A 23,317-nucleotide genomic window follows, 5' to 3' on the forward strand; every position below is an offset into this window, starting at 1 on the left:
ACTCTGTGTCAAAGACATTTTGAAAAAGTTCAGGCGGCTAGAAGCTGATTTCTGTATTGTACAGGAGTCAGCTTTTTTAATACCCCCTTAATCTTTTTTTAAAAAGCTTATAAAATACAGTTCTGTATTTTTCAATTGAAAATTATTCATTATGGTAAAGCGTCACTCTAAATCCTTGCTGATCATTTGCTCCAGATGCACCCGAATTTGAATTTGCTGGACCTGTTGAAGTATTATCATAATATCCACCATAACTTTCAGCCCTTTTACCATTCACAAATTCTTTCAGATTCCCGGCGAGATCATAAATATTATTTGTCATATGGCTACTCACAATTCCCGTAGCCAAGATTAAATTCTTATCCTCTTTTTCACCCGTTTCTTTAAAACTATAGGATTTTCCGTAATCTGACGAATATAAACCTGAAAAAGAAAAATATGTATTTGAATAATTTCCAAAACTCTTACTATCCTTATCAACATCATATCCTGCGTTTCTAATCCATTGCATCGTAATATTCCAGAAAGCTTCTGAAATAATTTCACTATGGATATCTTCATTATTATACATTGTCATTGCATTTTTCTGGGCATTATCAAAGGAAATATAATTCCATGGTCTACTGCCTTTTTGAGAAACCGGAATACCTGCCACATCGTTGGTAGATCTATTTATATTTTCTAATTGTTCATTTTTTTCTTTGGGAACACCGCACTCATAACGTGCTATATAGAACCCGCCATTTTCATTAATTTGATTCCTATCTTTATCCGTAAGGATTATTTCTGTTGTTCCCCAGGTTTTTAAATTATTATAAGTAACGTCATTTTGATTAACCGGTACCCATACAAATTGATTCCCATTTAAAATATCTTCAATAACTAACCCTTTATTCCAATTCACATATCCCTGATCATCTTTAGACCAAGTATTTTCCCCGACATCGATTGCTTTAAAGCCGTTTGGTACATAAGGATTTTTATATAATTTTTCTTTTATATTATCTGTTACCTGATCATTTATTTGAGTTACCTGTTTAATTGCATTATCCTGCTTGATCATAAAAAAATAATAGAAAATAATAGAAAAAACAATGATTGCAACACCAAAATATATTATAACTGTACGCTTTTTCATCACGCTCTCCTTCCATCAAATGTTTGTATTATTACTTTATATTAATTTATGTTTTTTGCAAGTAACCCCCCTCAACTAATAGATCATATTGTAGACCTCAAGAATCTAAAGAATGAAGGCTACTGCATAGGTACCATCTGAACCAATGATGATATGATCCAGCAGTTAGACACCCATAATCTTTAATGCAATATACCTTTTCATAATAGCTGGATAGAAAGGATAGCTCCTTTTTTCAAAAAAAACTGATTTTAATCTATGGTGCAGTTTGATGCTTTTTACCCGGATGAGCAACCTGATATTTTTCATCCCAAAATGCCCTGAATTCTTCAGGTATGCCGTGAAGGAAAAGAGCTTTTTTAATAAGAAAAACCATTTTTCTAGAATGAGAGACAAGAACGAAGTGATCATCTTTTTCATAGAAGTACTCAATATCTGGATAGGTTTGGTTTATAATATCAGCGTATTCAAAGTGATCCTGATAAAAAATCAAAATACCGGTAATATGTCCTTTTTTTAGAATTTTGATCTGTTCCAAATCTTCAATAGTTCTTCTTTTTTTCATTAAAGATAGTTTCTTGAGACTAACGTTATTTTGGTTTATAATGATAAAGTATTGTAAAAAAAGTGGCATGTAAAAAAAATAAAGAATCAAAGCCAAAAATAATAGCGCGATGCCAATACTCAAAAAAATATTAAAATGATGTCGAAAAAAAAGAAAAGGGATCATATCAAAAACGTAAAGAAAAACGACAATTAATTTTGAATATTTATAAGCCTTTATTTCATTAGCATACTCATAGCAGGTTTTATGCAATTCTTCTTTTGTACAATCAATTTCAACGATAAATTCAGGTTCCATAGTTTATCTCCTTTAACGTTAGTTTCCAAAGCTCTGAAAGACCGTGCCAAGAGCATTGAAAATTTTTGAATACTTGAATGAAGAGGTTGATACTACAATTTTATCATTCATCGTTGCGGAATACGAATCGGATACGACAGAATTAAGTTGCTTTGTAGCGGGACAAATTTTTTTAACTAAACGTTACAGACTTGAAAGTAGCAGGCTTTTTTTTGCGTATTGGTGCGCTATAGTAGTGAGCGCAATTAAAAAATTCAGATAATTCAAGTGAGCTGAATCAAATTGAAGAGGGTATTATAGCATGGGCTAGAGTAATTGGACTTGTTATTTTAACAGGGATTTTGCTTACAGGAACACCATTAACTGGTGGGACGTCTGCAATTGCGGGACTATCCATATTAATGGTCTTAGCAACAAGGCAGGAGTAAGATTAAAAAAAGGAACTGATTTTAATCTATGATGCAGCTTGATGTTTTTCACCTGGATGAGCAGCTTGATACTTTTCATCCAAAAATGCCCTAAATTCTTCAGGTGTGCCTTTGAGAAAAAGACTTTTCTTAATGAGCAAAACCATTTTCACAGCATGGGAGACGACGATAAAATGATCATCCTTTTCGTAAATATATTGAACCAAATATCTATTGTTCAATATATCTGAGTACTCAAAGTGATCTGGATAAAAAATTAGAGTACCTGAAATATGCCCCTTCTTTATTGTCCGGAGTCTTTCCAAATCTTCAGTGGTTCCACTTTTTTTAAGCAGGAACAGTTTTTTTAAAGTAACATTATATTGAGTTCCAATGGTACGGTATTGCCAAATACGCGGAATGTTAAAAAAGAAAAGAATCATAGCCAGAAAGTATCCAGGTATACAAAGACGCAGAAAAATATTTACATTTTCCAGAAAAATAGGAGATGGAATAATTAGCAAAAAAAGCGATGGGAAGAAACCTCCAACAAAACAGAAAAGAACGGCTACTCTTGCGCATTTATCCTTAGTTGCCTTATACCGATAATCATAACAAGTTTTAAGAAGTTCTTCTTTAGTACAGTCAATTTGAACGATGAATTTAGGTTCCAATTTTAAACCTCCAAAATTGCTGGCATTTTGATTTCATAAAATGTGATGGAAATAAAATCAAAGAAGTTGATATCTTTATTTTAGCATTCATATAGTGAAATAGCTCCTTTTAAAAAAAATATATTTCAATATTTCTCATGGTTACATGATTTTGACTATTGATTTTACTCATCAACACATAGGGAATAAGTTTGAAATTAATCCCAAAAAAGATTAGGTTTGGAAATCAGATTTAGAGCGTAATTGCCAAGAGAAACGTACCTTCTCTGCCACCAAGAACTACGCTTCAAATATGATTGCGCATCTTATTTATGAATTGCCCAAACATTTCTGAATTACCTTGGAGGAATAGATCTTTTCTAATAAGAAAAACCATTTTTTCAGAATTGGAGACAAGAATGAAGTGATCATTTCCGTTATAAAAATATTGAATATCGGAATAGGGACGATTTATAATATCAGAATATTCAAAATGGCCCGAATAAAAAGTCAGATTACCAGAGATATGTCCTTTTTTGATGGCTTTAATTCTTTCCAAGTCTTCAGCAGTTCCCTTCTTTTTTAATAGAACAAGTTGCATTGGTGCAATATGGTATTGAGTACCAATGGTTTTATTTTGTAGAGTGTAGGGAAGACTTAAAGTGTGAATCGCCATGCTCAGCGCAAGGATACCAATAAGTATGCGAAAAAAGATATTTAAATTATCTAAAATAATGAGTGATGGAAAAATACAAATGAATAAGCATAAATAAATGATAACTCGCCACTTTTTGTAGGGAGTTCCTTCCAATACATATTCCTTGACAGCCTTAAGAAGTTCTTCTTTACTACAATCAATGCGAACGACAAATTCAGGTTCCATTTTTACCCTCCCGATTAGTTTGATCTCTTTGACCCGGGCGTGAAGCTTGGTATTTTTCATCCCAAAATGTTCGGAATTCTTCTGGAGTTCCTTTCAGGAAAAGGTTTTTCTTAATGAGAAAGACCATTTTATACTTATGGGCAACGATGATAAAATGATCATCTTTTTCGTATACAAAGTGAACGAGATAGGTATTGTTCAGCAGGTCAGAGTACTCAAAGTGGTCGGAATAAAAAAACAGAGTGCCTGAAATATGCCCCTTTTTTATAGCTCTTAACTGTTCCAAATCTTCAGCGGCAGCACTTTTTTTTAACATCAATAGTTTTTTTAGATTAATGTTATATTGCGTTGCAATGGTACTATATTGCCAAAGTCGTGGAACGTTGAAATAGTAAAGAGCTGTAATCAGAAAGTATGCAGGTGCCATAATACGAATAAAGATATTAACTTTATTCAGGAAAATAGGTGATGGAATAATTAGCAAAAAAAGAGTTGAAAAAAAACCGACAACAAAACAGAAAATAAAAACTTTGCTCGCAGTTGGATAAGAAGAAGACTCATACCGATAATCATAGCAAGCTTTAAACAATTCTTCTTTTGTACAATCAATTTCAACGATAAATTCAGGTTCCATAGTTTATCTCCTGCAACGTTATTTTCCAATGAAATAAAAGACCGTGTCAAAAGCACAGAAAATTTTTCGAATATTTAAATTAAGAGGTTAATATTATAATTTTATCATTCATCATTGCGAAATACAAATCGGATACGATAAAATTGAGCTGCTTTTTAGCAGAACAATTTTTTTAAAATAAACGTTACAGACTTGAAAGTTGTTAAAATGCAATGATTTGTTTAATCTAGTGAAATATATGGGATTAAAAAAGAAAAATAATTTTGAAAAGTTGAGTTAAGTATAACCTTCTCCGCCATCAAGAACTACGCATCAAATATGCTGTTAGATAGAACCGGTTACTGAAATAAGTAACCGATTCTTTGATTTATAAAGAATTTTATTGGCAACGTCTTAAAAAATTTTAGCAGCATTCCCGATAAGTTCATTTTTCCAATCACCTAACTGGTTGGGACTAATCTCGTGTCCAATGACGATTACGCCAATGGTTTTTTCCGCCCGGGGCATTTCTATTTTCATCATAACTTTAATTTTAAACTTGGGGGTGAATTGTCCTCGTTTTATGTCTATTTGAACCGCTTGCTTTCCTGGCAGAATTAACTGCCTTTATTTATAGCAGATTCACTTAGATTAAAAAAAGTGCTTCAATCGATGGGTACATTATAAATGATCTGATCATAAAGTCTAGTTTCTGCTAATTGTTTGATGAGCTTTTCCTTTGTCTTTACTGATGTATGAGGCATCGATATTTCTAATTATGAAAGATATGCTTACAATCCCTGATTGTCTAAACTTAATAATCCACTATGCCTTCAAAAAATTCAAAACTTGAAGATTAAAATCCTTAGCTTCTTCATATGTCATGTGCCCCAAACCTTTATATAATATTAATTTGCTATCGGATATTTTTTCAGCAATTTCCTCTGATGATTTTTCACCTACTACCCTATCGCTATCACCACCTATCACTAAAGTTTCACATTTTATCCGTTCAAGTTCATCATAGGTATTATGGTGAATGCAAGCATCTGCCTGTATGATAAATCTACTAAAATCCTTTGGCTTGCCCACTCTACTAAGAATAGGATAGAACAATCTATATTTTTTGAGATTCTTCTCACTATATGATTTTTCGGATGTATCTATAAAAATTCCTTTATAATCATTATCTTCAGCCATTGCTATCCAATTATTTACAACACTCTGTATTGTTCCGTTTTGTCTGGATACTGTTACTGCTAAAATAAGCTTATCAATCAACTCGGGGTAATCGATAGCCATATATTGGGCTATCATTCCACCTTGGGAAACTCCCATGATAGAAGCTTTAGAAATCCCAAGTTTTTTCATTGCTTCTGCTTGGTCATTAGCCATATCTTTTGTAGAATAACCTTCTTCTAATTGATTTTTTCGACTGAAAACATAGACTTTGTAGTCTTTTGCAAATTCTTTATACATCATAGCAAAAGCTATGGCAGTACCCTTAACTGTTTTTAATCCATCGCCCAAACCTGGAACCATTATAAGATTCTTTTGACCATTTCCAAAAGAGATATAATCCATATCCGTATTGTCAATTCTAATATTTCCATTTTTAGCATTATAAAACATATTATCCTCTTTTTTTCTCTCAACTTTGTGCGCAGTTTATTATAATTCCTCTATACCTGCCCACATGTTTGTTGTAAGATAAAAATGTAGAAAGGGGGGACATTTTTCTGGACTTATTCATGCCGCTAAACCGATACTCCGTCTATATACGATGGGACTCATTCCTCCAAGGGATATCTTGATTCTTTTTTCATTATACCATCTTAGATAAAGATCGAGTTCATTAATAAACACATTGATGGAAACATTTTTCCACGAACGATAATAAAACATCTCATTTTTGAGTCTCCCCAAAAAGCCTTTGCAGGCAGAGTTATCTCGAGAACAACCTTTCTCTTTGTTCTTCAGATTTTTTGATTGATGCCCTGGTCTTTTTTTATGATTTCTGCCACCTTGTTTAGTATATCAAGTTCCATTTGCTTTTTGTATATTTCTTTGTTTAGCACCTCAACTTCGGCTGAAAGTTCATCCCTGTCATCAGGAGGCAAAGATTGTTTGGACTTTTTCATGGCTTTCGTATTCTCCTGCTCGAGCAGATCTTTTTTCCAGCTATACAAGTTGCATCGACTCGTACCCAGCTTATCGGCAACAGCAGCAGCGGATTCTTCCCTGGCACATAGCTCGATGACCGCGTCTTTCTTCTGCTCTTGGGAAAGTTGTAACACAGAACTACGCCTAATATGAATTGCACAAAAGACGTATCAGTGTTCAGTAGCATTAATATATTCTAAAACCATAAATGAAATAAGTAGATTCTGTGATGTTTTCGGGTCATTGACATCAATATCGAGGATATCATTGATTTTGTGGATATGATAATCCATGGTGTTCCGATGGATGTTCAATTTCCTGGAGGCATTCAGGAGCTTGTTGCCATTCTTCAAATAGACTTCGAGACTTGTCTTGTAGCTGGTGTTATTTTTTTTATCATAATCTGATAATTGTTTGATGAAAGGATTGGAGAAGCTTTTTAAATTATCCATTGTTTTTCTCGCAATATCAAAAAAATGATAAGCCATATAGTCATTATAAAAATACAGGTTTTTCTTGGGATTAAGTTGGTTTCCCAATTCCATCGCTTTTATGGATTGCTGATAATATTCTTTCAACTTTACAATATCTTCAAAATAATAACTGATGCCGCCAATCAGCTTGTTATCGTATAAATAATTTTGCACGGCTTCAAGTACAGATTCTGAAAAGAGTATTCGGTTCTTTCTGCGGATAATCAATACGACCTCATTTTCATAGATAATTGAGTGACAATCCCGAATGATTTTTTCAAGGTTATCTCGATAAAAAGGATAAAGGCGATTATTCGACATATCTTTTGCTTTTACTGATAAGACAACAATTTCTTCATATAAATTTGAAAATAATTTTTCTGCTCTCTCCTTGACTAAAGAAACATTGCTGAAATTATCCTGTAGTAAATCGTGATAGAAATGCTCGTAGAATAGCCCTTTGTTCTGTTTATAAAAACTGTCATTTTGAATCTCGCTTGAAACAATCTCACTTAACGATTTTAACAATAAAAAATCAAACTCATCAAAATTTTTTTCATATTCCAATAAACAGATAAAGGCGATAGGCTTTTGATTGACTGAAACATTAATGACGAGGGTCCGATTCTTAAAAGCTGGACTCTCTGCGAGAATAGGCTCTTGCGTTTTACTTAAATTTTCGTAAGCTTCAGGATCTGTTTTTAGAATTCTTTGAATAAAATCGTAGGATGCTGCTCCATTTTTGATGGTTTCATTCCAATCAGGATTATTTTTAACATCCATATTGGGGGGGTGAGCGATAAGGCGGTAATTCTGGTTCACAAGAACAAGTGGATTCTTAAATATAGAATATGCACTATTCATGGTTCCAGTCAATCCGTTAGCTGTGAGCAACGCATCATATAAGAACAGCCTATTATCCAGATAGTTATCATAGGCGTTAATATAGCTGTTGATGGTATCAAGCAGTTCTGCTTTTTCAACTGGCTGCTTAATGATGATAAGATTCAGATTATCGTGGCTGCAGGCAGATTTTGAATGCATATCATTGACACAGACAAAATTAATCAGGTCAACACCATCGTTATCTATTATTTGTGAGAGCTCGCCGATATAAAGAATGCTCGAATCCAGCTTCTTTTGATCGGAAGGAACCAAACTTGCATAACAAACCTTTGCATTATTGGAAAATAGATAATTTTCACAATTGATTTTTTTCAATAAGTTATAAATATTTATAATTGGTATCATTTCAACCTCCTAAATATTCTCAATAAATAGTATATACACATATGTAAAAAATTACAAATCGATATTATACTATTTTGTGTTTTTAACATTGTTTTCGTAAAAATAGCCGATATAATGAATGTAAAAGTATACATCGATAAAAGTAGAAATCGCGCGATCGAAACATTGAAATCTAAAATGTTAAGGAGAAAAACAAATGAATAATCGTGAAAATGCGTTAATTGCTTTAAAGGGTGGCAAACCCCAATCTGTACCATGCTTTTTTTCAGCATGTCAAATTATTCCGGCAGCAGGTACCGCTCTTGAATGCCCGCCAATGGGAAATAAAGAAGGGTATGATGGTTATGGCGTTCACATGTCTTCCACGGAAGGTTCCGGAGGTATGTTTACTCCAACCCCTACTGCAGCACCGGTACTAACCGATATAACCCTTTGGAAAGAACAGGTAAAATTTCCTGACTATAATGCTGTAAATTTTGAATCGATGGTTGAACAGGAACGACAGATGTTTCATTTGGACCCTGAAAATTTCGTCCAGGATTTATTTTGTCCAAATGGAATGTTCGAAAGACTTCATTTTTTAATGGGTTTCGAAGATGCCCTGATGGCAATCATGGAAGAACCGGAAGCAGTCTATGATTTAGCCGGTGCAATTGCGGATAAAAAAATTGAATTCATTAAGAAAGCTGCAAAATACTACCAACCGGATTATTTTACCTATTTGGATGATTATTCACATAAGACCGACTTGTTCATGTCAAAAAACACATTCAGAGAAATTTTCAAACCGCATCTGAAGAGAATTGTAGATGCTGTGAAGGAGACTGATATGACGTTTAAAATGCATTGCTGCGGCAAAATGGAAGATTTGCTTGATGACTTCCTGGAGATTGGAATTACTGCATTTGACCCGGTTCAGTGTGTCAATAATATTCCTGTAATGAAGAAAAAAACCTTGGGGAGAGCCGGATTAATGGGAGGCCTTGATGTGCAGGGGATAGTTGATATGGGAGAAGTATCTGAAGATGCACTTAGAAAAGAAGTCAGAAGGTGTATCGATACTTATGCTGAAGGCGGTGGATATATGATTTATGGTGCTTCAATACATATGTTTAATCCGGCAGCTTATGAACCAACTGGCCCACTCGGAATAATAATCGATGAATGTGCAAAATACGGTAAGAATTATTATCAAAAATAGATGGAGAAAATTTAAACTTGATTATTATTGGAGAAAAAATTAATGGTGCCATTCCTTCCACCGTGAAGGTATATTTGGACAGAAAAAATGATCATGCTCGGTTATACACATAGTTGGAAATATAATATTTAAAAGAAAATTGGAGAAATAATAAATGTCAAAAATTGAAGATATAAAAGTATTGGTGGAAACAGGGAAATCTAAAAAGGTAGCAGCAGCTGTACAGGGAGCACTTGATGCTGGCGATAAAGCGCAGGATATTCTAGAAGCAATGATTGCCTCAATGAGCGTTGTCGGAGACAAATTCTCAGCTGGAGAAATCTTCGTACCGGAAATGCTGATTGCAGCAAAAACCATGTCAAAAGGGGTTGAAGTATTGAAACCAGTTATGGCAGGCGATGTATCGAACTCTTTGGGTACCTGTATCATGGGAACCGTTGCAGGGGATCTTCACGATATTGGTAAAAACCTGGTTGTGATGATGCTGGAAAGCGCCGGATTTGACATGGTCGATTTGGGTGTCGACGTACCGGCAGAGAAATTTGTACAGGCAGTCAAAGAAAATGACAATGTTGTCTTAGTGGCCTGTTCAGGTCTGTTGACCACTACCATGCCGGCCCTTAAAGACGCTGTAAAAACCGTTAAAGCAGCATTCCCTGACATGAAAGTCATTGTTGGCGGCGCACCGGTCACCCCAGAATATGCCGATGAAATCGGAGCAGATGGGTATGCGCCAGATGCGGGAAGCTCTGTGGCAAAAGCAAAGGAATTAATCGCTTAAAACAAACAAATATAATACATTATGTAAACACCAGACTTGTGCGACCCTACAAGTCTGGTGTTTACATTCTAGGTCTTCGTGAAAAAAAGTTTAATCGCTGCTGAAAATGCCTTGGTTTACTCGTATGTCATGTACTTAATTTGGTAAGTATAAGTTTAACATGAAATCAAAACAATTACGGCAATTAATATCCAAATGGTTTTATGCAGCATCTGTTACCACTTATTATTCGACATCGATCGAGACAACTGTTCAAGCAGATTTGAATGCAATTAAGTTGTTAAGAACATCTGAAGAATTTCATAGGATATACCGAAATAAAAGATTCAAACTGATTCATCGTAAAAAATGTACAAAAATAATGGACAAAAATAGTTGAACACAAAATCCAGAAAATAAGATAAAATATCGACATGAGTAGAGAAAGACGAAGCCTAAATGTTATTGATACAGAATGGGCATAATTAATTTGTTGCAGTATTCAACCCTTTAAACAGGTGGTCAAAGAAGACAATGATGAAGGCAGCAAGCAATGAATTAAGAAAGCCACCCATACTTAAATTCGTTACGAAATGATCAGCAATCATGATCGTCCAGGCATTCACAATGAAACTGAATAACCCCAGGGTCAGAAGGTTGACGGGTAATGCAATTAATAAAAGAATTGGCTTTAAGATCAGATTGACGGCCAGTAGAATCAGCCCCATGATAAGAAGAGCAGTGATACTGCCAATTTGAATGGTATTAAATACGAGTGACAGCAGATAGATCGTTAATATGATTGATAGATATTTCATAAGCAGTTTTGTCATTTTTACCTCCAATAACTTTATCTAACTTTTATGAGTACCCGGACTTTATCGGTGGTAACATCGACAAGATCATAGGGTTCATCGATGTTCAAGGAACCCAGTAGCTTTAAGACTGCGATGACGAGTGCTTTTGTTGAATGGATTGAAATGCGGGTGGCTGAATTGGGATTGGATGTTTTTGGTACAAAAAAACAAGCGATGTTCAGAATGTCCAGAAGACTCTCCAGTAATTCTTCAAAGATAAACAATTGGATGGGAAAGGGAATCCTTATAAATCGTCGCTCCTCAATCTGAAGCCCGATCGATAATGTGTGAAAACCATTAATCGACATAAACCCGTACCTTTATCATCGATTGACTGCTTTCATCCCAGGCTTCCACTTCAACGATATTCGGGTCATCCAGAGTACCATTGATAACCTCATCGATTATTTTTGCAAAATCGATGGTCGAAATGTCGACCCCTTTTGCTTCCATATCTTTTCTGGCATCGGGAGGAATCATCGTGGTCATTTTATCAGCAATTTCACCAATAGTGGTCAAAAGACCGATCGGAATATTGACATTCACATTAACGGAATGGTTATCTGAAGTAACCTTTATCCTGAAAAATTTATAATTATGTTTTTTGACTGTTTTAACTTCCTGAATCATTGCCACATCCTTCGTTATATTCAGAGCTTCCAGAAGCTCCATCCCTTCGGCAGCGGTAATTTGTCCTTTTTCGATCATTTCCAAAATTTTTTGTTGCTCGCTCATCACTTAATCCTCCGTTTTTATAATTTTTTAATTCGTTCTGTTGCTTCTTTTGAGGTGATTTCACCGTTTGATAACTGGTCCAGAATTTCATTTTTGGCCGCTGTTTTATCTTCATTTTCCTTAATCAGTTCTTTTGATGGCACTTCATATCCCAGACCTCTTATGACCGTATCCAGTTTACCGCGAACCGTTGGATAAGAGATCCCCAGTTCTTTTTCAACATCTTTGATATTCCCCCGACATTTGATGAATACTTTGATAAACTCAAGGTCTTCGTCCGGTAGACGGCAGAATTCGCATGGCTGGAAGTTACCTTCAATGGTGGTTGCGCACTTGGGACAGTTGAGTTTGGTTATGGAAAGTTTTTCATCACAGACGGGGCATTTACCCGGTGCTTTGTATTTCATTCGTTCTCCATCCTTATGAATTATTTGATTGTAATATATCACAATACATTGATTATGTCAATTGTATAATTAATATAATCAATGAAAATGTTAACTATATTAATTAAAAGAACAGATTAATCAATTCAGAACAGAACATATTTGAAGATGCACACGCTGCTTTTTTATGATTCTTTTCAAAATATTTTCAAATAAGCTTGACAAGTAGGTATAAAAATGTAGCGGTATACAATCGTTTTTTGTTTCAGTCATCAACAGAGAAGTACTGAATATGATAAAATTAAGCTGTATTTATGAATAAAGAAATAATGTCCGATTAATTAAAAACTATCCACTTGTTGTTTAAAACATTAAATTAGAGGGTATGATGAAATTATATGGAATAATGTTTTTCATTAGGAGGAAGACAATGAGCAAGATAAAAGTGAAAGATGGTACAAAAATTTATTACAAAGACTGGGGAACAGGACAACCAGTTATTTTTAGTCACGGTTGGCCGCTTAATTCAGATAGCTGGGAAGCGCAGATGATGTTCCTGGCCGCAAAAGGTTATCGTTGCATTGCCCATGACCGTCGAGGCCATGGACGGTCAAGTCAGTCATGGAATGGTAACGACATGGACACCTATGCCGATGATCTTTCCGAACTCTTCGAAGCCCTTGATCTGAACGACGCGGTTCTCATTGGTTTCTCTGCAGGCGGCGGTGAAGTCGCCCGATACATTGGCCGCTATGGCACCAAACGAGTAGCTAAGGCTGGGCTGATCTCATCTGTTCCGCCACTGATGCTCAAAACAGCGGCTAATCCCGATGGCTTGCCCATGGAGGTGTTTGACGGGTTACGGCTTGAATCGATTACCGACCGCTCTCAATTCTATAAAGATTTAGCCAGTGGACCATTCTTTGGTGCCAATAGAGCCGGTGCCAAGGTTTCTCAGGGGATAATGGATTCGTTCTGGCATCAGGGGATGCATGCCGGTCATAAGAATACCTTTGACTGTATCAAAGCATTTTCCGAAACAGATTTTACCGAAGATCTTAAAAAGTTCGACATACCAACCCTGATCATTCATGGTGATGATGACCAGATTGTGCCCATTGGTGCTGCTGCGATTCTCTCTTCGAAACTGGTTAAGAACGCCACTTTAAAGATTTATAAAGGGGCCCCTCATGGAATTACAGATACACACAAAGACCAGCTTAATGCTGACCTTCTGTCATTTCTTCAGGCCTGAAGTTTCATAGATAAAAAGACTTGAAATTCAGTTAATTTAATTTAGAAGATGGAATTATGAATAGTCTGGAATTTGCAATAAATATGGAACACGATGGTGAAAAATTTTACAAGAGGCAAGTGGAAATAAACAAAGACAACAGCTTAAATACTGTATTTCTTTTGTTGGAATAAGAGAAGAATATTAATGTGAAAGACAAATAGCTGAAAAATAATACTTTAAAAAGCTCTTCAATTTGAAATAATTGAAGGGCTTTTTAAAGTATTATTGACTGTGGCTTTCAGCCTGGAATCATTAAGAAGAAGCCAGGTATGTTTTTAGAACCGTTTGAACTTTTCTTTTTTAATGCCTGTTTTTGAAAATATGAGAGAAGCATTTATTTCAGCGCCCAATAAAATGATGATACTACTCAAATATATCCAGGTCAGCAAGGCGAAAATGCCACCAAGACTTCCATATACCGCTGTGTAATTGCCTAGGTTATTAGCATAAAAAGAAAAGGCAAAAGAAACAATGACCCAACTGATTGAAGCAATGATTGCACCAGGTAGGACCTCCTTAAAACGCATTCGGCGATTTGGGGCGCTATAATAAAGGAAAATTAAAACAAAGATGATCGCGATTAAGGCAATGATTAATCTGAAATAGCTCCAAATCTTTAAGAATATATCCGAGAATCCTAAAAAATGAAAAATTTGTGTTCCCAGAATTCTGCCGAAAACGATTAGAATCATGGAAAATATAATAGTAAAGGTAAGCGCCAGAGTAATAGCCAATGAAACAGCTTTTAACTTCAAGAAGGGCCGGGTTTCTTCTTGATTATAGGCTCTGTTGATACCACGAATAAGATAAGCGACACCACCGGCAGACGACCACAATGCGAATATGATACCAAAAGATAATAAGGTTCCGCTTCGATTGGCTATTGTCTGATTGATTATTTCCCGGAAAATTTCATATACGTTTGCTGGCATTAAAGTCGCAATAATGTCTATATTGCTCTGAAAATCCACCATAGGCGTAAAGGTGAGGAATGTAATTAAAAATATGAGAAAAGGTGGAAGGGATAAAAGTAAAAAATAGGTAACCTGTGCTCCTACCGAAAGCAGATCATCATTGGTAAAACGGGCATATAAATCCTTGAGAAGTTCCAATGTTCTTTTGTTTTTCATAGCATTATCCCCTTAATTTTTTGATCATCTTGTGGATGTCACGGAACCGATCTGCCAGGCTATTGACCCTCAAAAAGCTGCCATGTCAATCTTTGATACCATCGCAATTTATTCGGGATTATTCAATGATCGGCATTTCAACCGCGCCGATATCCCTTTGAATTACCGGTCAAGTCTTGAACAGCCTGACTTGACCATCAACAGTGATGGGATTCCCTGTTGTCCGAAGGATCTTTCCCTTCCTAATTACCTATTTGGATTTTTATTCAGTTTAATATCCGGAAAGACCCGTAAACTGTTTTTGAATCATTTATTTATCTTTATCCATGTCATTGATATTTTTTGCAATATTCTCTTTGGTGTCGTCAAGCGTTTCTTTTACGTCAGCCTTTTTAGACTGAAGTTTACCTTTAAGTTCCGTTTCTTCGCTACCCGTTGCTTTTCCAAAAGCCTCTTTTGTTTTTCCTGCAACTTTATCATTTGTGTTTTCAATCTTACTTTTTAACTTTGTCATTATACACCTCCGTTACATTTTTTTAATTCAGATTATGCTTTATTCATAAATCAATAAATTTAAAGATGGGTCTTTCTTACTCTATATATACACAACTATATTTGTTTTAATCACATCTTTCGATACTTCTTAATTGCAAAGGTGTTTGAGCTAACCCATACGGACCGAAAGCTGATTGTGTTCCGAAACGGCAATTTTAAAAATTAGAAGTATTTGGAAAAGAAGAAAAGGTATCATATCAAAAACGTAAAGAAAAACGACAATTAAGTTCCCGTATTTATAAGCCTTTATTTCATTAGCTATACTCATAGCAGGTTTTATGCAATTCTTCTTTTGTACAATCAATTTCAACGATGAATTGAGGTTCCATAGTTTATCTCCGGTAACGTTATTTTCCAATGAAATAAAAGATTGTGCCAAAAGCACTGAAAATTTTTCGAATATTTGCATAAAAAATGTTGACATCAAATCATTTATGTAATATATTACATAAATGATTTGATACAGAAAAAGTGCATCAAATAACTGGGCATACAGCCTGTCGAAATATGAAGACGAGGAGTGTAATGGATGGAAGGAACAAGCTATGATCATGAACATTTTTTATTTGGTATGCTGTTTGCATTAGGAAACAGACTTCAAGCCATTGGTGATGGATTTTACGAGGAGCTTACCTGCAAGCAATGGTTTGTAATGGCCGGCATATCGATTTTTGAAGCTCATCCGCCAACCATGAATGAGCTTGCAGATGCCATTGGAAGCTCCCATCAAAATATAAAGCAGATTGTCCTTAAATTGGAAAAAGCCGGGTTTGTGGAAATCTATCGAGATGAAAAGGATCGGCGAAAAACCCGAGTTAAGCACAAAGAAAAAAGCTTTGAATTATCACAAAAATATCAGCAGAAAGAAATAGAATTTATGAGTGCATTATATGATGGCATTGATGATGAAAATTTAAAGATAACAACAGAGACCATTGCGAAAATGGAGCGGAATCTCATTAAGATAAAAAACCACGGAGTGAAGAATTATTCATAAAAATAGTTAGAGAAAAGAGGGCTTAAATGATAACCATTTTATCAGATGATACCAATCAAAATATCGGGAAAAGAGTGTATGAAGGATTAGGTGAAAGAGACGCAGAGGTGGAATATATTTCCCTTGATGACGTCAATGTGGGACCATGCTTCAGTTGTGGAGGGTGCACGGACAAAACCTATGGAAAATGTATTCACCGAGATGATGGCGACTGGATTTTCGGCAGCTTAGTTCGGTCGAATATTATGGTGTGGGTAACCCCTGTTACCTGGGGATCCTATTCATTTAAAACAAAACGGGTGCTTGATAAATGCGCGCTAATTGGGGATCGCCATTATTACCTGAAAAATAAAGAACTGGTAAAAAAAATGGCCGACAATATTCAAGGGTTCTATGGGATTGGCATAAAAGATCATTGCCGTGAAGAAGAAAAACAGGCGTTTGAAAACCTGGTTGCCGAAAATATAAATATCATGAGTGTTGATGGAAATGCCTATGTGCTGGACAATGACGCCAGTGAAAAAATCATCATGAAAATTGTGGAGGAAATAAGCAGATGAAGAAAGCAGTAGTCATTAACCTAAGCCCTAAAAAAAACGGAACAAGTGTAATGTTGGGCAATTTATGTCTGGGCTTTTTAAATGAACGCGAGCATCAGGGGGAAATTGTCCATTTATACCCTCATCTAAAAGATTTACAGCAGGTACTCAGTGCCATCGAGGGAGCCGATACTGTTATCATGGTTGGTCCCTGTTATATCAACACGTACCCAGCGGATACGGTTTATCTATTGGAAGAAATCATCAAACATAAAAAAATTCTCCATGGTCAAAATCTCTATGGTATCATTCAAGGGGGAATGCCCTATGTCCATACCCATGAATCTGGATTGAAAATGCTGGAACTGTTTGCCAAAGAGTGTAATGTAAATTATAAAGGTGGCTTTGTCATCGGTTTAGGGGCAATGTTAAATGGACAGCCATTAGATAAATTGCCCAATGGAAAAAAAGTAAACCGGGTTTTTAACGAATTTCTAAATCATGTTGCAAATGGAGAAAATGCGAACGCGGCATTATATCGTAATGCCCAATTAAAATTGCCGGGGTTTGTTTATTGGGGGATGGCCAATCGGATGAATAAGATGATTGATAAAGGATTAAAGGAAAAAGGCATTGATGTGACACAGCCCAGTCCATATTTTAACAATTAGAGAAGACAAATAAATGATCATAGGCAATATAAGCTGTCCACAAATATGATGTGTTTTTTTTGACTCGTTTAAAAGAGCAATATATGATTAAAGTTTATGAAGGGTTTAAAAGTTTGAAATATAGATCAATGTTGGGAAGAAACAATCATGAACAACAGTTTGAATTCAATCACAGGAGTGATGGGGTTATCATGGGTTCTTGTCGTGCTTGCCACGGCATTTACTCCCTATTTCGTACGGAAAAATATCTGCTAATGTCTTTCGGGGCGTTATGAGCAGGACCTTATTTGTTATTGGGTTGATGGTAATGCTGCTGTTAACCGGTGTTCATTTTAAAATAATCTGAGTTAGCAAAAAAAGAAAATTGTGAAGAGGTATTATTGATGAAAAAGAAATTAGCAGTGTTACTGGCATTATGTATGGTGTTTACACTCGCGGCCTGCAGTACGCAAACCAAAGAAAAATCAGCAAACGCGGAAAGTGCTGTCTATATTGGATATACGACCGATGCTGACAAATTTATTGATGTCCCGAATTTGCGTCAATATGGTGATTACACCTGTGGCACAACGTGTGTGCAGATGCTGATGAATTATCTTTATCCCCAGATTGGTGATAAAAATCTTTTAGCATATGAGGATAATCTAGGAACGACACCGGCGGCTGGCACGTCGCCGCAGCAGATTTACGATTATTTTAAAGAACAAGGGGTTGCTGTTGAGAAAAAAGAGCAGATTACGATGGAAGAACTGGTTTCATATATTGATTCCGGCGATCCGGTGATGATGTGTATTCAGGCTTGGAGTGATAAATATAACACAACCGATCCCAATGCAACGGATCACGCTTATCTTGCCGATGGGCACTGGGTGATTTGTGTCGGTTATAAAAAGACCGCTGATGGTTATCAGTTCTATTTTAATGATCCTGCTTGCGTCGGCCACTGCCTGATGTCGCAGCGTGATCTTGATGCGCGTTGGATTGATAGGGACGACGAAGGAACGATCTACAATCACTTTGGATTTGTCATAACAGGGAAGACCGAATATAATGATGATGGGGTGTTCTACCTCGATTAAAAAGATGTGAAAAGAAAAAATTACCAGTTATAGACAATTCAGATAAATAATTTTCATATTTGACGAAAATAAAGTCAATATAAAAAATCAACCTCAACTATTTCTTAAATGGTTGAGGTTGATTTTTATTTTTGTGCTTATATGATAAAATAATTTGGATTACAGGTGACAATTGATAGGTCACATTAACGGAGGAAACATGAAAATAAGCAATCTTTTTTTTCACATTCACTACTGCAATAGCAGAAAATTTAATGAAAGAGGCAACCAAAAAAACAAAATCGCCCGAACCATTCATCATCACGAACTGATTTTAGTAACTGGTGGGAAAGGCATCATTATAAACAGGGGAAAGAGATATCCAATTAAAGAAGGGATGCTGTTTTATATTAGTCCCGAGGTTTATCATTCCATCGACTCAGATCCTGAAGAACCAATCTACTTTTTTTCGGTGCACTTTAGTTTTGTACGCGTGGGCATGCAAAACGGAAAATGGATGATTGAAAACGAAGGAGAAATGCTGACATTGAATGCTGGTCAAGAATTAAAAGATTATTATCGCATTAAGAATCTCTTTCACAAATTGGTTGATTCTTGGGATGCAAAACAAGCTGGATATGAATTTATTGCAAAGACCCGGCTTCAGCAATTGTTAATAGCAATTTATCAAAATGGAAAGAAGCAAAATCAAAATAGTACAACGTCTTTAAAAATGGATAAAGTCATTCAATATATGCATCAAAATATATCCAGAAGAGTAACCCTAAACGAATTAGCAGAGCTGGTACAGCTATCCTCTACTTATCTATCCAGGACCTTTAAAGTGACAACCGGATATTCAGTGATTGAGTATTTTAATAAGATAAAAATTGATAAAGCCAAAGAACTGATTAGTGAAGGTGATAAAAAAATAAAAGAAGTGGCAGAAATCCTTGGATTCACGGATGAATTTTATTTTAGCAGAGTATTTAAAAGAATTGAAGGGATAAGCCCGATTGAATTCTATGGCAAAAATGTCCATGGCGTTTAAGATAATGCATGGTATTAAGCCAATCGACGTGCTAATATAGGGTTGTTAATTGTACCTGCAATCATTAAAGCAACGCGGAAAGAAGGCCTAATAATGCCGATTTGGAAAAGAAATTTAATTGTCTGTTGGTTTGGAATGTTCGTAACGGGTGTGGGAATGAGTCAGATTGCTCCGGTATTACCCCTTTATATAAAGGAACTTGGCATTGACAATGCCGCTTTAATTGCACAACTATCAGGATTTGCATTTGGAATTACCTATATCGTTTCTGCAATTTTCTCACCGGTCTGGGGTCATGCTGCAGATAAATATGGCCGTAAACCCATGCTGCTCAGGGCAAGTCTTGGTATGGCAGTGGTCATATTCAGTATGGGTTTTGCCCAGAATGTGTATGTGCTTATCGGGTTAAGATTATTGCAGGGAATTATAACAGGTTACGGCACTGCCTGTACCACTCTCATTGCAACTCAGACAGATAATGAACATGCCGGTTGGGCACTGGGAACACTTTCAACTGCAAATATTGCAGGATCACTCCTTGGACCCATGATTGGTGGTTACATCGGAGAAAACCTTGGCTTTCAAAATGTATTTTTTATTACTGGGGCACTGATGCTGATTGCCTTTGTGACAACTGCGTTGTTTGTAAAAGAATCATTCATCCGGAAAGATAAAAAGACACCGCGCATTAAAGAAATATGGAGGAGTGTTCCTGATAAAAATTTGACGATGACGTTGTTCATGACTTTTTTTGTATTAACGCTGTCGCTCTATACGGTGGAACCAATCATTACCGTTTATATTACCCAATTATCTCCAGATGCCAGCCACATTGCACTGCTAGCCGGAATGGCCTTCTCAGCTTCTGGACTTGCAAATATCATTGCAGCCCCAAGGCTGGGAAGACTATCCGACAGAATTGGAGCGGAAAAAGTGATGTTAGTTGCCCTTGTCGTGGCAGGATTCATTTTTATTCCACAAGCTTTTGTACAAGCGCCCTGGCAGTTAATCGGACTTCGTTTTATTTTGGGTTTAGCAGTAGCAGGGTTGACCCCTTCCGTTAATATCCTTGTTAAGAAGATAACACCAGACGCCCTTACTGGAAGAGTTTTTGGTTTAAATATGTCGGCAGGTTATTTAGGGGTATTTGGTGGTTCGGTTTTAGGTGGTCAGATAGCAGCATGGTTTGGTATTCGGTATGTATTTTTTATTACCGGTGCTTTGTTATTGATTAATGCAGTGTGGGTTTACTTCAAAGTGTATAAGAAACTGAATCTGTCTGTTGAAAATGCACCGAATCAATTAGCGTCATACAAAAAGTAAAAAGAATGAATAGGAGATAAGAGTATGGATGATTTAAAGTCAAAAGAAACCGAATTAATTGAAGTTGGAAAGATGGCCCTCGTCGTGATTGATTTACAGAATGGGATTGTTCAGAGAGAACATGCTCCCCATGGAATTGACCAGGTTGTCCGGAATGCAGCCAGATTAATGCAGGTATTCAAGGAAAATGGTGAATTTGTGGTTCGTGTGAGGGTATCGTCTCTTGATGGAAAAGATGTATTACATCCCAAAACAGATTTTAAAACAGGCCATCCACAATTATTTGAAGGCTGGGATAGCTTCGTACCGGAAGTGGAAAAAATTGAAAATGTACATACCATAACTAAGCGGCAATGGGGGGCATTTTATGGCACCGACCTGGACCTGCAGTTGCGTCGCCGGGGCATTGAAACAATTGTACTTTGCGGCATTTCCACAGGAATTGGCGTGGATACCACCGCTCGGGAAGCATATCAGCGTGGTTATCATCAAATTTTCGTTGAAGATGCGATGACCGCCTCAACCAAAGAAGAACATGATTACGTTTGTCGGTCCATTTTTCCCAGAATCGGTCAGCTTCGTACGTGTGAAGATATACTCAATAATTTTGCTCTGTCAAGGGAAGAAAATCGCGATAAGTTTGAAACTAGGAGGAGATATAGATGCATAGCAGAAAAAAGACGTTAAATTTGATAGGCGAGCTTCAAAGTATGATGAGGGTTTTGAAGAAAGTGAACTAAGGTGTGGATGTTATTTTAATAGTGAGCCATAGCTTATCAGAACCAGGCGGCAACGCCAATATACTTGTATGGGCGAATGGTAATTAATCTTTTTCTCCTTCCGGCGGATAAAAATGTTCACAGGTTCCGAAAAATTCCCATGTCATGCTAGACAAGAATTGAAAAATGATATAATATAAACATATGTGAACAGTAAGACGCGCGCTAAGGAGGCTTTTATGTTTAATCAGTACTTTGGTAATTATCTTTTGGAGAAAAAATTAATCAAACCGGAAGAACTCAGAATGGTGTTAGCGGAACAAAAATCAGACAAGGTGAAACTGGGCGTTTTGGCTATTGATTCTGGTTACATGAATGCGGCGCAAGTCAACAGAATACATCGAATTCAAGCTGCCAAGGATCGGAAATTTGGGGAGTTGGCTATCGAAGAGGGATATCTCACCGAAAATCAGCTGGATGAACTGTTAAATGCTCAGAAAAAATCAAATAGTTTATTAGGGCAGATTCTCATTGAGAAGGGGTTCTTTTCCCTTGAAAAATATGAAAAAGTTCTGGCCCAATATAAAGAAGATGCGCAATTGACAAGTGATGAAATACAAGCTTTGAAAAATAATGACATAACAGAAATCGCAGAGATCTTTCTTAAAACACTCTCTGCTCAGCAGGATAGAATTCCGCGGGAGTATTTTGAACTTTTTCTCAGAAATATAGTCCGCTTTATTGATGATGAGATCAGAATGGAACCAGCCATAGTGGTTGAGTCTTATCCCTTTGATTATCTGGTGACTCAGGGAATCGAAGGAGAGTATCCGTTTTTCAGCGGCTTCGCTGCTTCTGAAACAGTCTTGACACGGTTTGCCTCCATCTATGCAGAAGAAGAGTTGGCAGGATTGGATGCCCTGGCTAAAGATTCATTGGGAGAATTCCTGAATTGCCATAATGGGTTGTTTTTATCTGAGCTGGCCCATAAAGGCATCGAGCTTGATCTGCAGGTGGCAGAAGTAAAAGCGGCGGGTATCGTGAATCCGGCTGGAAAATTATATATCATTCCGTGCCATTTAAGTTTTGGCCAGATCGATTTTATTTTTGCTGATGCGCATCCTGATTTTGCTGAAACCCGTACAAGCAACTAATTTACGAACTAAAGAACTAGCGGTTTACACAAAATACATGATAATAGGAGGTTTTTCTTGTGGCGAGAATATTAATTGTGGATGACTCGGCGGTATCCCGGAAGAAATTGAGAATAATTCTGGAAGCTGCAAAGCACGAAATTATTGGAGAAGCTGGTGACGGCTTTGAGGGACTTCAAAAATATGAAGAATTAATACCGGATCTGGTTACCATGGATATTACCATGCCCAAGGTGGATGGAATTACCGGATTAAAGGACATTTTAAAGCTTAATCCGACGGCCAGAGTAGTGATGGTGACGGCACTGGGTAAAGGCAGTACAATTCTTGAGGCGCTTGATGCCGGGGCTAAAAATTATATCACAAAACCTTTTTCAGAAGATACGGTTATTCAAACAATTTCCGAAGCACTTGAATAAGCAGGTGTGCGTTTAGTTTCGC

27 protein-coding genes and 1 pseudogene are annotated in these 23,317 nt (G+C 36.4%); 12 read left to right on the forward strand and 16 right to left on the reverse strand.

Features of this window, described 5'->3' with window-relative positions; translation table 11 throughout:
- Positions 1-142: 142 nt before the first annotated feature.
- The 10 genes and pseudogenes from FZC40_RS06530 to FZC40_RS06570 form a co-directional block, all read right to left on the reverse strand.
- Entirely contained in the window at positions 143-1,138 is a 996-nt protein-coding gene (locus FZC40_RS06530; RefSeq protein WP_148603109.1) for a hypothetical protein, read from the reverse strand.
- A gap of 256 nt (positions 1,139-1,394) precedes the next feature.
- Positions 1,395-1,703, reverse strand: a complete 309-nt coding sequence (locus FZC40_RS17395) for a hypothetical protein (RefSeq protein ID WP_243135768.1) — start codon at positions 1,701-1,703, stop codon at positions 1,395-1,397.
- 751 nt (positions 1,704-2,454) lie between these two features.
- Positions 2,455-3,081 carry a hypothetical protein gene (locus FZC40_RS06540; RefSeq protein WP_148603111.1) on the reverse strand — a complete coding sequence of 209 codons (627 nt, stop codon included), beginning with the start codon at positions 3,079-3,081 and terminating at the stop codon, positions 2,455-2,457.
- A 286-nt stretch (positions 3,082-3,367) separates the two neighbouring features.
- Positions 3,368-3,943: a hypothetical protein gene (locus tag FZC40_RS06545; protein WP_148603112.1), complete on the reverse strand. Its 576-nt coding sequence runs from the start codon at positions 3,941-3,943 to the stop codon at positions 3,368-3,370.
- Positions 3,933-4,577, reverse strand: coding sequence for a hypothetical protein (locus FZC40_RS06550; protein WP_148603113.1), 645 nt, complete (start codon positions 4,575-4,577; stop codon positions 3,933-3,935). Before FZC40_RS06550 ends, FZC40_RS06545 begins: the two co-directional genes overlap by 11 nt.
- A 393-nt stretch (positions 4,578-4,970) precedes the next feature.
- Positions 4,971-5,099 (reverse strand): hypothetical protein, encoded by a 129-nt coding sequence (locus tag FZC40_RS17570; protein WP_279233316.1) that lies wholly within the window; start codon positions 5,097-5,099, stop codon positions 4,971-4,973.
- Positions 5,100-5,381: 282 nt separating this feature from the next.
- Complete coding sequence (locus FZC40_RS06555) at positions 5,382-6,188, reverse strand: alpha/beta fold hydrolase (RefSeq protein ID WP_148603114.1); 807 nt, start codon at positions 6,186-6,188, stop codon at positions 5,382-5,384.
- A 117-nt stretch (positions 6,189-6,305) separates the two neighbouring features.
- Positions 6,306-6,521: pseudogene (locus FZC40_RS06560) on the reverse strand (IS3 family transposase); the annotation flags it as partial.
- Between the two features lie 11 nt (positions 6,522-6,532).
- Entirely contained in the window at positions 6,533-6,853 is a 321-nt protein-coding gene (locus FZC40_RS06565; RefSeq protein ID WP_148603115.1) for a helix-turn-helix domain-containing protein, read from the reverse strand.
- A gap of 36 nt (positions 6,854-6,889) precedes the next feature.
- Positions 6,890-8,443: a PucR family transcriptional regulator gene (locus tag FZC40_RS06570; protein WP_148603116.1), complete on the reverse strand. Its 1,554-nt coding sequence runs from the start codon at positions 8,441-8,443 to the stop codon at positions 6,890-6,892.
- A 196-nt stretch (positions 8,444-8,639) separates the two neighbouring features.
- On the opposite strand from FZC40_RS06570, the gene FZC40_RS06575 reads away from it, so the two are divergent.
- Together FZC40_RS06575 and FZC40_RS06580 are read left to right on the forward strand one after the other, a co-directional pair.
- Positions 8,640-9,644 (forward strand): uroporphyrinogen decarboxylase family protein, encoded by a 1,005-nt coding sequence (locus FZC40_RS06575; RefSeq protein WP_148603117.1) that lies wholly within the window; start codon positions 8,640-8,642, stop codon positions 9,642-9,644.
- 154 nt (positions 9,645-9,798) lie between these two features.
- On the forward strand, positions 9,799-10,425 hold the full coding sequence (locus FZC40_RS06580) for a corrinoid protein (RefSeq protein ID WP_148603118.1): 627 nt from the start codon (positions 9,799-9,801) through the stop codon (positions 10,423-10,425).
- Positions 10,426-10,889: 464 nt separating this feature from the next.
- On the opposite strand, the gene FZC40_RS06585 is transcribed toward FZC40_RS06580, so the two are convergent.
- The 4 genes from FZC40_RS06585 to FZC40_RS06600 are packed head-to-tail and all read right to left on the reverse strand — an operon-like array spanning position 10,890 to position 12,403.
- Entirely contained in the window at positions 10,890-11,237 is a 348-nt protein-coding gene (locus FZC40_RS06585; protein ID WP_148603119.1) for a phage holin family protein, read from the reverse strand.
- Positions 11,238-11,254: 17 nt separating this feature from the next.
- Positions 11,255-11,569, reverse strand: a complete 315-nt coding sequence (locus FZC40_RS06590; RefSeq protein ID WP_148603120.1) for a hypothetical protein — start codon at positions 11,567-11,569, stop codon at positions 11,255-11,257.
- Positions 11,559-11,996, reverse strand: coding sequence for an SHOCT-like domain-containing protein (locus FZC40_RS06595; RefSeq protein ID WP_148603121.1), 438 nt, complete (start codon positions 11,994-11,996; stop codon positions 11,559-11,561). The genes FZC40_RS06590 and FZC40_RS06595 overlap by 11 nt, the downstream gene beginning before the upstream one ends.
- A 17-nt stretch (positions 11,997-12,013) precedes the next feature.
- Complete coding sequence (locus tag FZC40_RS06600; RefSeq protein ID WP_148603122.1) at positions 12,014-12,403, reverse strand: DUF2089 domain-containing protein; 390 nt, start codon at positions 12,401-12,403, stop codon at positions 12,014-12,016.
- Between the two features lie 409 nt (positions 12,404-12,812).
- Here FZC40_RS06600 and FZC40_RS06605 point away from each other — a divergent pair, with 409 nt between their 5' ends.
- A complete protein-coding gene (locus tag FZC40_RS06605; RefSeq protein ID WP_148603123.1) occupies positions 12,813-13,637 on the forward strand; it encodes an alpha/beta fold hydrolase in 825 nt (274 codons plus the stop codon).
- 317 nt (positions 13,638-13,954) lie between these two features.
- On the opposite strand, the gene FZC40_RS06615 is transcribed toward FZC40_RS06605, so the two are convergent.
- Both FZC40_RS06615 and FZC40_RS06625 read right to left on the reverse strand, forming a co-directional pair.
- The gene (locus tag FZC40_RS06615) at positions 13,955-14,809 is read right to left on the reverse strand and encodes a YihY/virulence factor BrkB family protein (protein ID WP_148603124.1); all 855 of its coding nucleotides are present in this window, start codon (positions 14,807-14,809) and stop codon (positions 13,955-13,957) included.
- A 310-nt stretch (positions 14,810-15,119) separates the two neighbouring features.
- Positions 15,120-15,323, reverse strand: coding sequence for a CsbD family protein (locus FZC40_RS06625; protein WP_148603125.1), 204 nt, complete (start codon positions 15,321-15,323; stop codon positions 15,120-15,122).
- A gap of 570 nt (positions 15,324-15,893) precedes the next feature.
- Here FZC40_RS06625 and FZC40_RS06630 point away from each other — a divergent pair.
- The 9 genes from FZC40_RS06630 (at position 15,894) to FZC40_RS06670 (ending at position 23,295) form a co-directional block, all read left to right on the forward strand.
- Positions 15,894-16,361, forward strand: coding sequence for a MarR family winged helix-turn-helix transcriptional regulator (locus tag FZC40_RS06630; protein WP_148603126.1), 468 nt, complete (start codon positions 15,894-15,896; stop codon positions 16,359-16,361).
- 26 nt (positions 16,362-16,387) lie between these two features.
- A complete protein-coding gene (locus FZC40_RS06635; protein ID WP_148603127.1) occupies positions 16,388-16,921 on the forward strand; it encodes a flavodoxin family protein in 534 nt (177 codons plus the stop codon).
- On the forward strand, positions 16,918-17,571 hold the full coding sequence (locus FZC40_RS06640) for an NADPH-dependent FMN reductase family protein (RefSeq protein ID WP_148603128.1): 654 nt from the start codon (positions 16,918-16,920) through the stop codon (positions 17,569-17,571). Before FZC40_RS06635 ends, FZC40_RS06640 begins: the two co-directional genes overlap by 4 nt.
- Before the next feature lie 383 nt (positions 17,572-17,954).
- Positions 17,955-18,650, forward strand: a complete 696-nt coding sequence (locus FZC40_RS06645) for a C39 family peptidase (protein WP_148603129.1) — start codon at positions 17,955-17,957, stop codon at positions 18,648-18,650.
- Positions 18,651-18,849: 199 nt separating this feature from the next.
- Entirely contained in the window at positions 18,850-19,680 is an 831-nt protein-coding gene (locus FZC40_RS06650; RefSeq protein ID WP_148603130.1) for an AraC family transcriptional regulator, read from the forward strand.
- Between the two features lie 93 nt (positions 19,681-19,773).
- Positions 19,774-21,003, forward strand: a complete 1,230-nt coding sequence (locus FZC40_RS06655; RefSeq protein ID WP_148603131.1) for a multidrug efflux MFS transporter — start codon at positions 19,774-19,776, stop codon at positions 21,001-21,003.
- Between the two features lie 24 nt (positions 21,004-21,027).
- Positions 21,028-21,690, forward strand: coding sequence for an isochorismatase family protein (locus FZC40_RS06660; protein ID WP_148603132.1), 663 nt, complete (start codon positions 21,028-21,030; stop codon positions 21,688-21,690).
- 271 nt (positions 21,691-21,961) lie between these two features.
- Positions 21,962-22,876: a cyclic di-GMP-binding domain-containing protein, MshE-related gene (locus FZC40_RS06665; RefSeq protein ID WP_148603133.1), complete on the forward strand. Its 915-nt coding sequence runs from the start codon at positions 21,962-21,964 to the stop codon at positions 22,874-22,876.
- Positions 22,877-22,935: 59 nt separating this feature from the next.
- Positions 22,936-23,295 carry a response regulator gene (locus FZC40_RS06670; RefSeq protein WP_148603134.1) on the forward strand — a complete coding sequence of 120 codons (360 nt, stop codon included), beginning with the start codon at positions 22,936-22,938 and terminating at the stop codon, positions 23,293-23,295.
- Positions 23,296-23,317: the final 22 nt, after the last annotated feature.

This window comes from Acetobacterium tundrae, assembly GCF_008086615.1.
GTDB classification, from domain to species: Bacteria; Bacillota; Clostridia; order Eubacteriales; family Eubacteriaceae; genus Acetobacterium; species Acetobacterium tundrae.

Bases quoted from the DNA above. Each gene is read 5' to 3' on its own strand.
- FZC40_RS06530 (WP_148603109.1), bottom strand. From the start codon at position 1,138: ATGAAAAAGCGTACAGTTATAATATATTTTGGTGTTGCAATCATTGTT.
- FZC40_RS17395 (WP_243135768.1), bottom strand. From the start codon at position 1,703: ATGAAAAAAAGAAGAACTATTGAAGATTTGGAACAGATCAAAATTCTA.
- FZC40_RS06545 (WP_148603112.1), bottom strand. From the start codon at position 3,943: ATGGAACCTGAATTTGTCGTTCGCATTGATTGTAGTAAAGAAGAACTT.
- FZC40_RS06550 (WP_148603113.1), bottom strand. From the start codon at position 4,577: ATGGAACCTGAATTTATCGTTGAAATTGATTGTACAAAAGAAGAATTG.
- FZC40_RS17570 (WP_279233316.1), bottom strand. From the start codon at position 5,099: ATGATGAAAATAGAAATGCCCCGGGCGGAAAAAACCATTGGCGTAATC.
- FZC40_RS06555 (WP_148603114.1), bottom strand. From the start codon at position 6,188: ATGTTTTATAATGCTAAAAATGGAAATATTAGAATTGACAATACGGAT.
- FZC40_RS06570 (WP_148603116.1), bottom strand. From the start codon at position 8,443: ATGATACCAATTATAAATATTTATAACTTATTGAAAAAAATCAATTGT.
- FZC40_RS06575 (WP_148603117.1), top strand. From the start codon at position 8,640: ATGAATAATCGTGAAAATGCGTTAATTGCTTTAAAGGGTGGCAAACCC.
- FZC40_RS06580 (WP_148603118.1), top strand. From the start codon at position 9,799: ATGTCAAAAATTGAAGATATAAAAGTATTGGTGGAAACAGGGAAATCT.
- FZC40_RS06585 (WP_148603119.1), bottom strand. From the start codon at position 11,237: ATGACAAAACTGCTTATGAAATATCTATCAATCATATTAACGATCTAT.
- FZC40_RS06590 (WP_148603120.1), bottom strand. From the start codon at position 11,569: ATGTCGATTAATGGTTTTCACACATTATCGATCGGGCTTCAGATTGAG.
- FZC40_RS06595 (WP_148603121.1), bottom strand. From the start codon at position 11,996: ATGAGCGAGCAACAAAAAATTTTGGAAATGATCGAAAAAGGACAAATT.
- FZC40_RS06600 (WP_148603122.1), bottom strand. From the start codon at position 12,403: ATGAAATACAAAGCACCGGGTAAATGCCCCGTCTGTGATGAAAAACTT.
- FZC40_RS06605 (WP_148603123.1), top strand. From the start codon at position 12,813: ATGAGCAAGATAAAAGTGAAAGATGGTACAAAAATTTATTACAAAGAC.
- FZC40_RS06615 (WP_148603124.1), bottom strand. From the start codon at position 14,809: ATGAAAAACAAAAGAACATTGGAACTTCTCAAGGATTTATATGCCCGT.
- FZC40_RS06625 (WP_148603125.1), bottom strand. From the start codon at position 15,323: ATGACAAAGTTAAAAAGTAAGATTGAAAACACAAATGATAAAGTTGCA.
- FZC40_RS06630 (WP_148603126.1), top strand. From the start codon at position 15,894: ATGGAAGGAACAAGCTATGATCATGAACATTTTTTATTTGGTATGCTG.
- FZC40_RS06635 (WP_148603127.1), top strand. From the start codon at position 16,388: ATGATAACCATTTTATCAGATGATACCAATCAAAATATCGGGAAAAGA.
- FZC40_RS06640 (WP_148603128.1), top strand. From the start codon at position 16,918: ATGAAGAAAGCAGTAGTCATTAACCTAAGCCCTAAAAAAAACGGAACA.
- FZC40_RS06645 (WP_148603129.1), top strand. From the start codon at position 17,955: ATGAAAAAGAAATTAGCAGTGTTACTGGCATTATGTATGGTGTTTACA.
- FZC40_RS06650 (WP_148603130.1), top strand. From the start codon at position 18,850: ATGAAAATAAGCAATCTTTTTTTTCACATTCACTACTGCAATAGCAGA.
- FZC40_RS06655 (WP_148603131.1), top strand. From the start codon at position 19,774: ATGCCGATTTGGAAAAGAAATTTAATTGTCTGTTGGTTTGGAATGTTC.
- FZC40_RS06660 (WP_148603132.1), top strand. From the start codon at position 21,028: ATGGATGATTTAAAGTCAAAAGAAACCGAATTAATTGAAGTTGGAAAG.
- FZC40_RS06665 (WP_148603133.1), top strand. From the start codon at position 21,962: ATGTTTAATCAGTACTTTGGTAATTATCTTTTGGAGAAAAAATTAATC.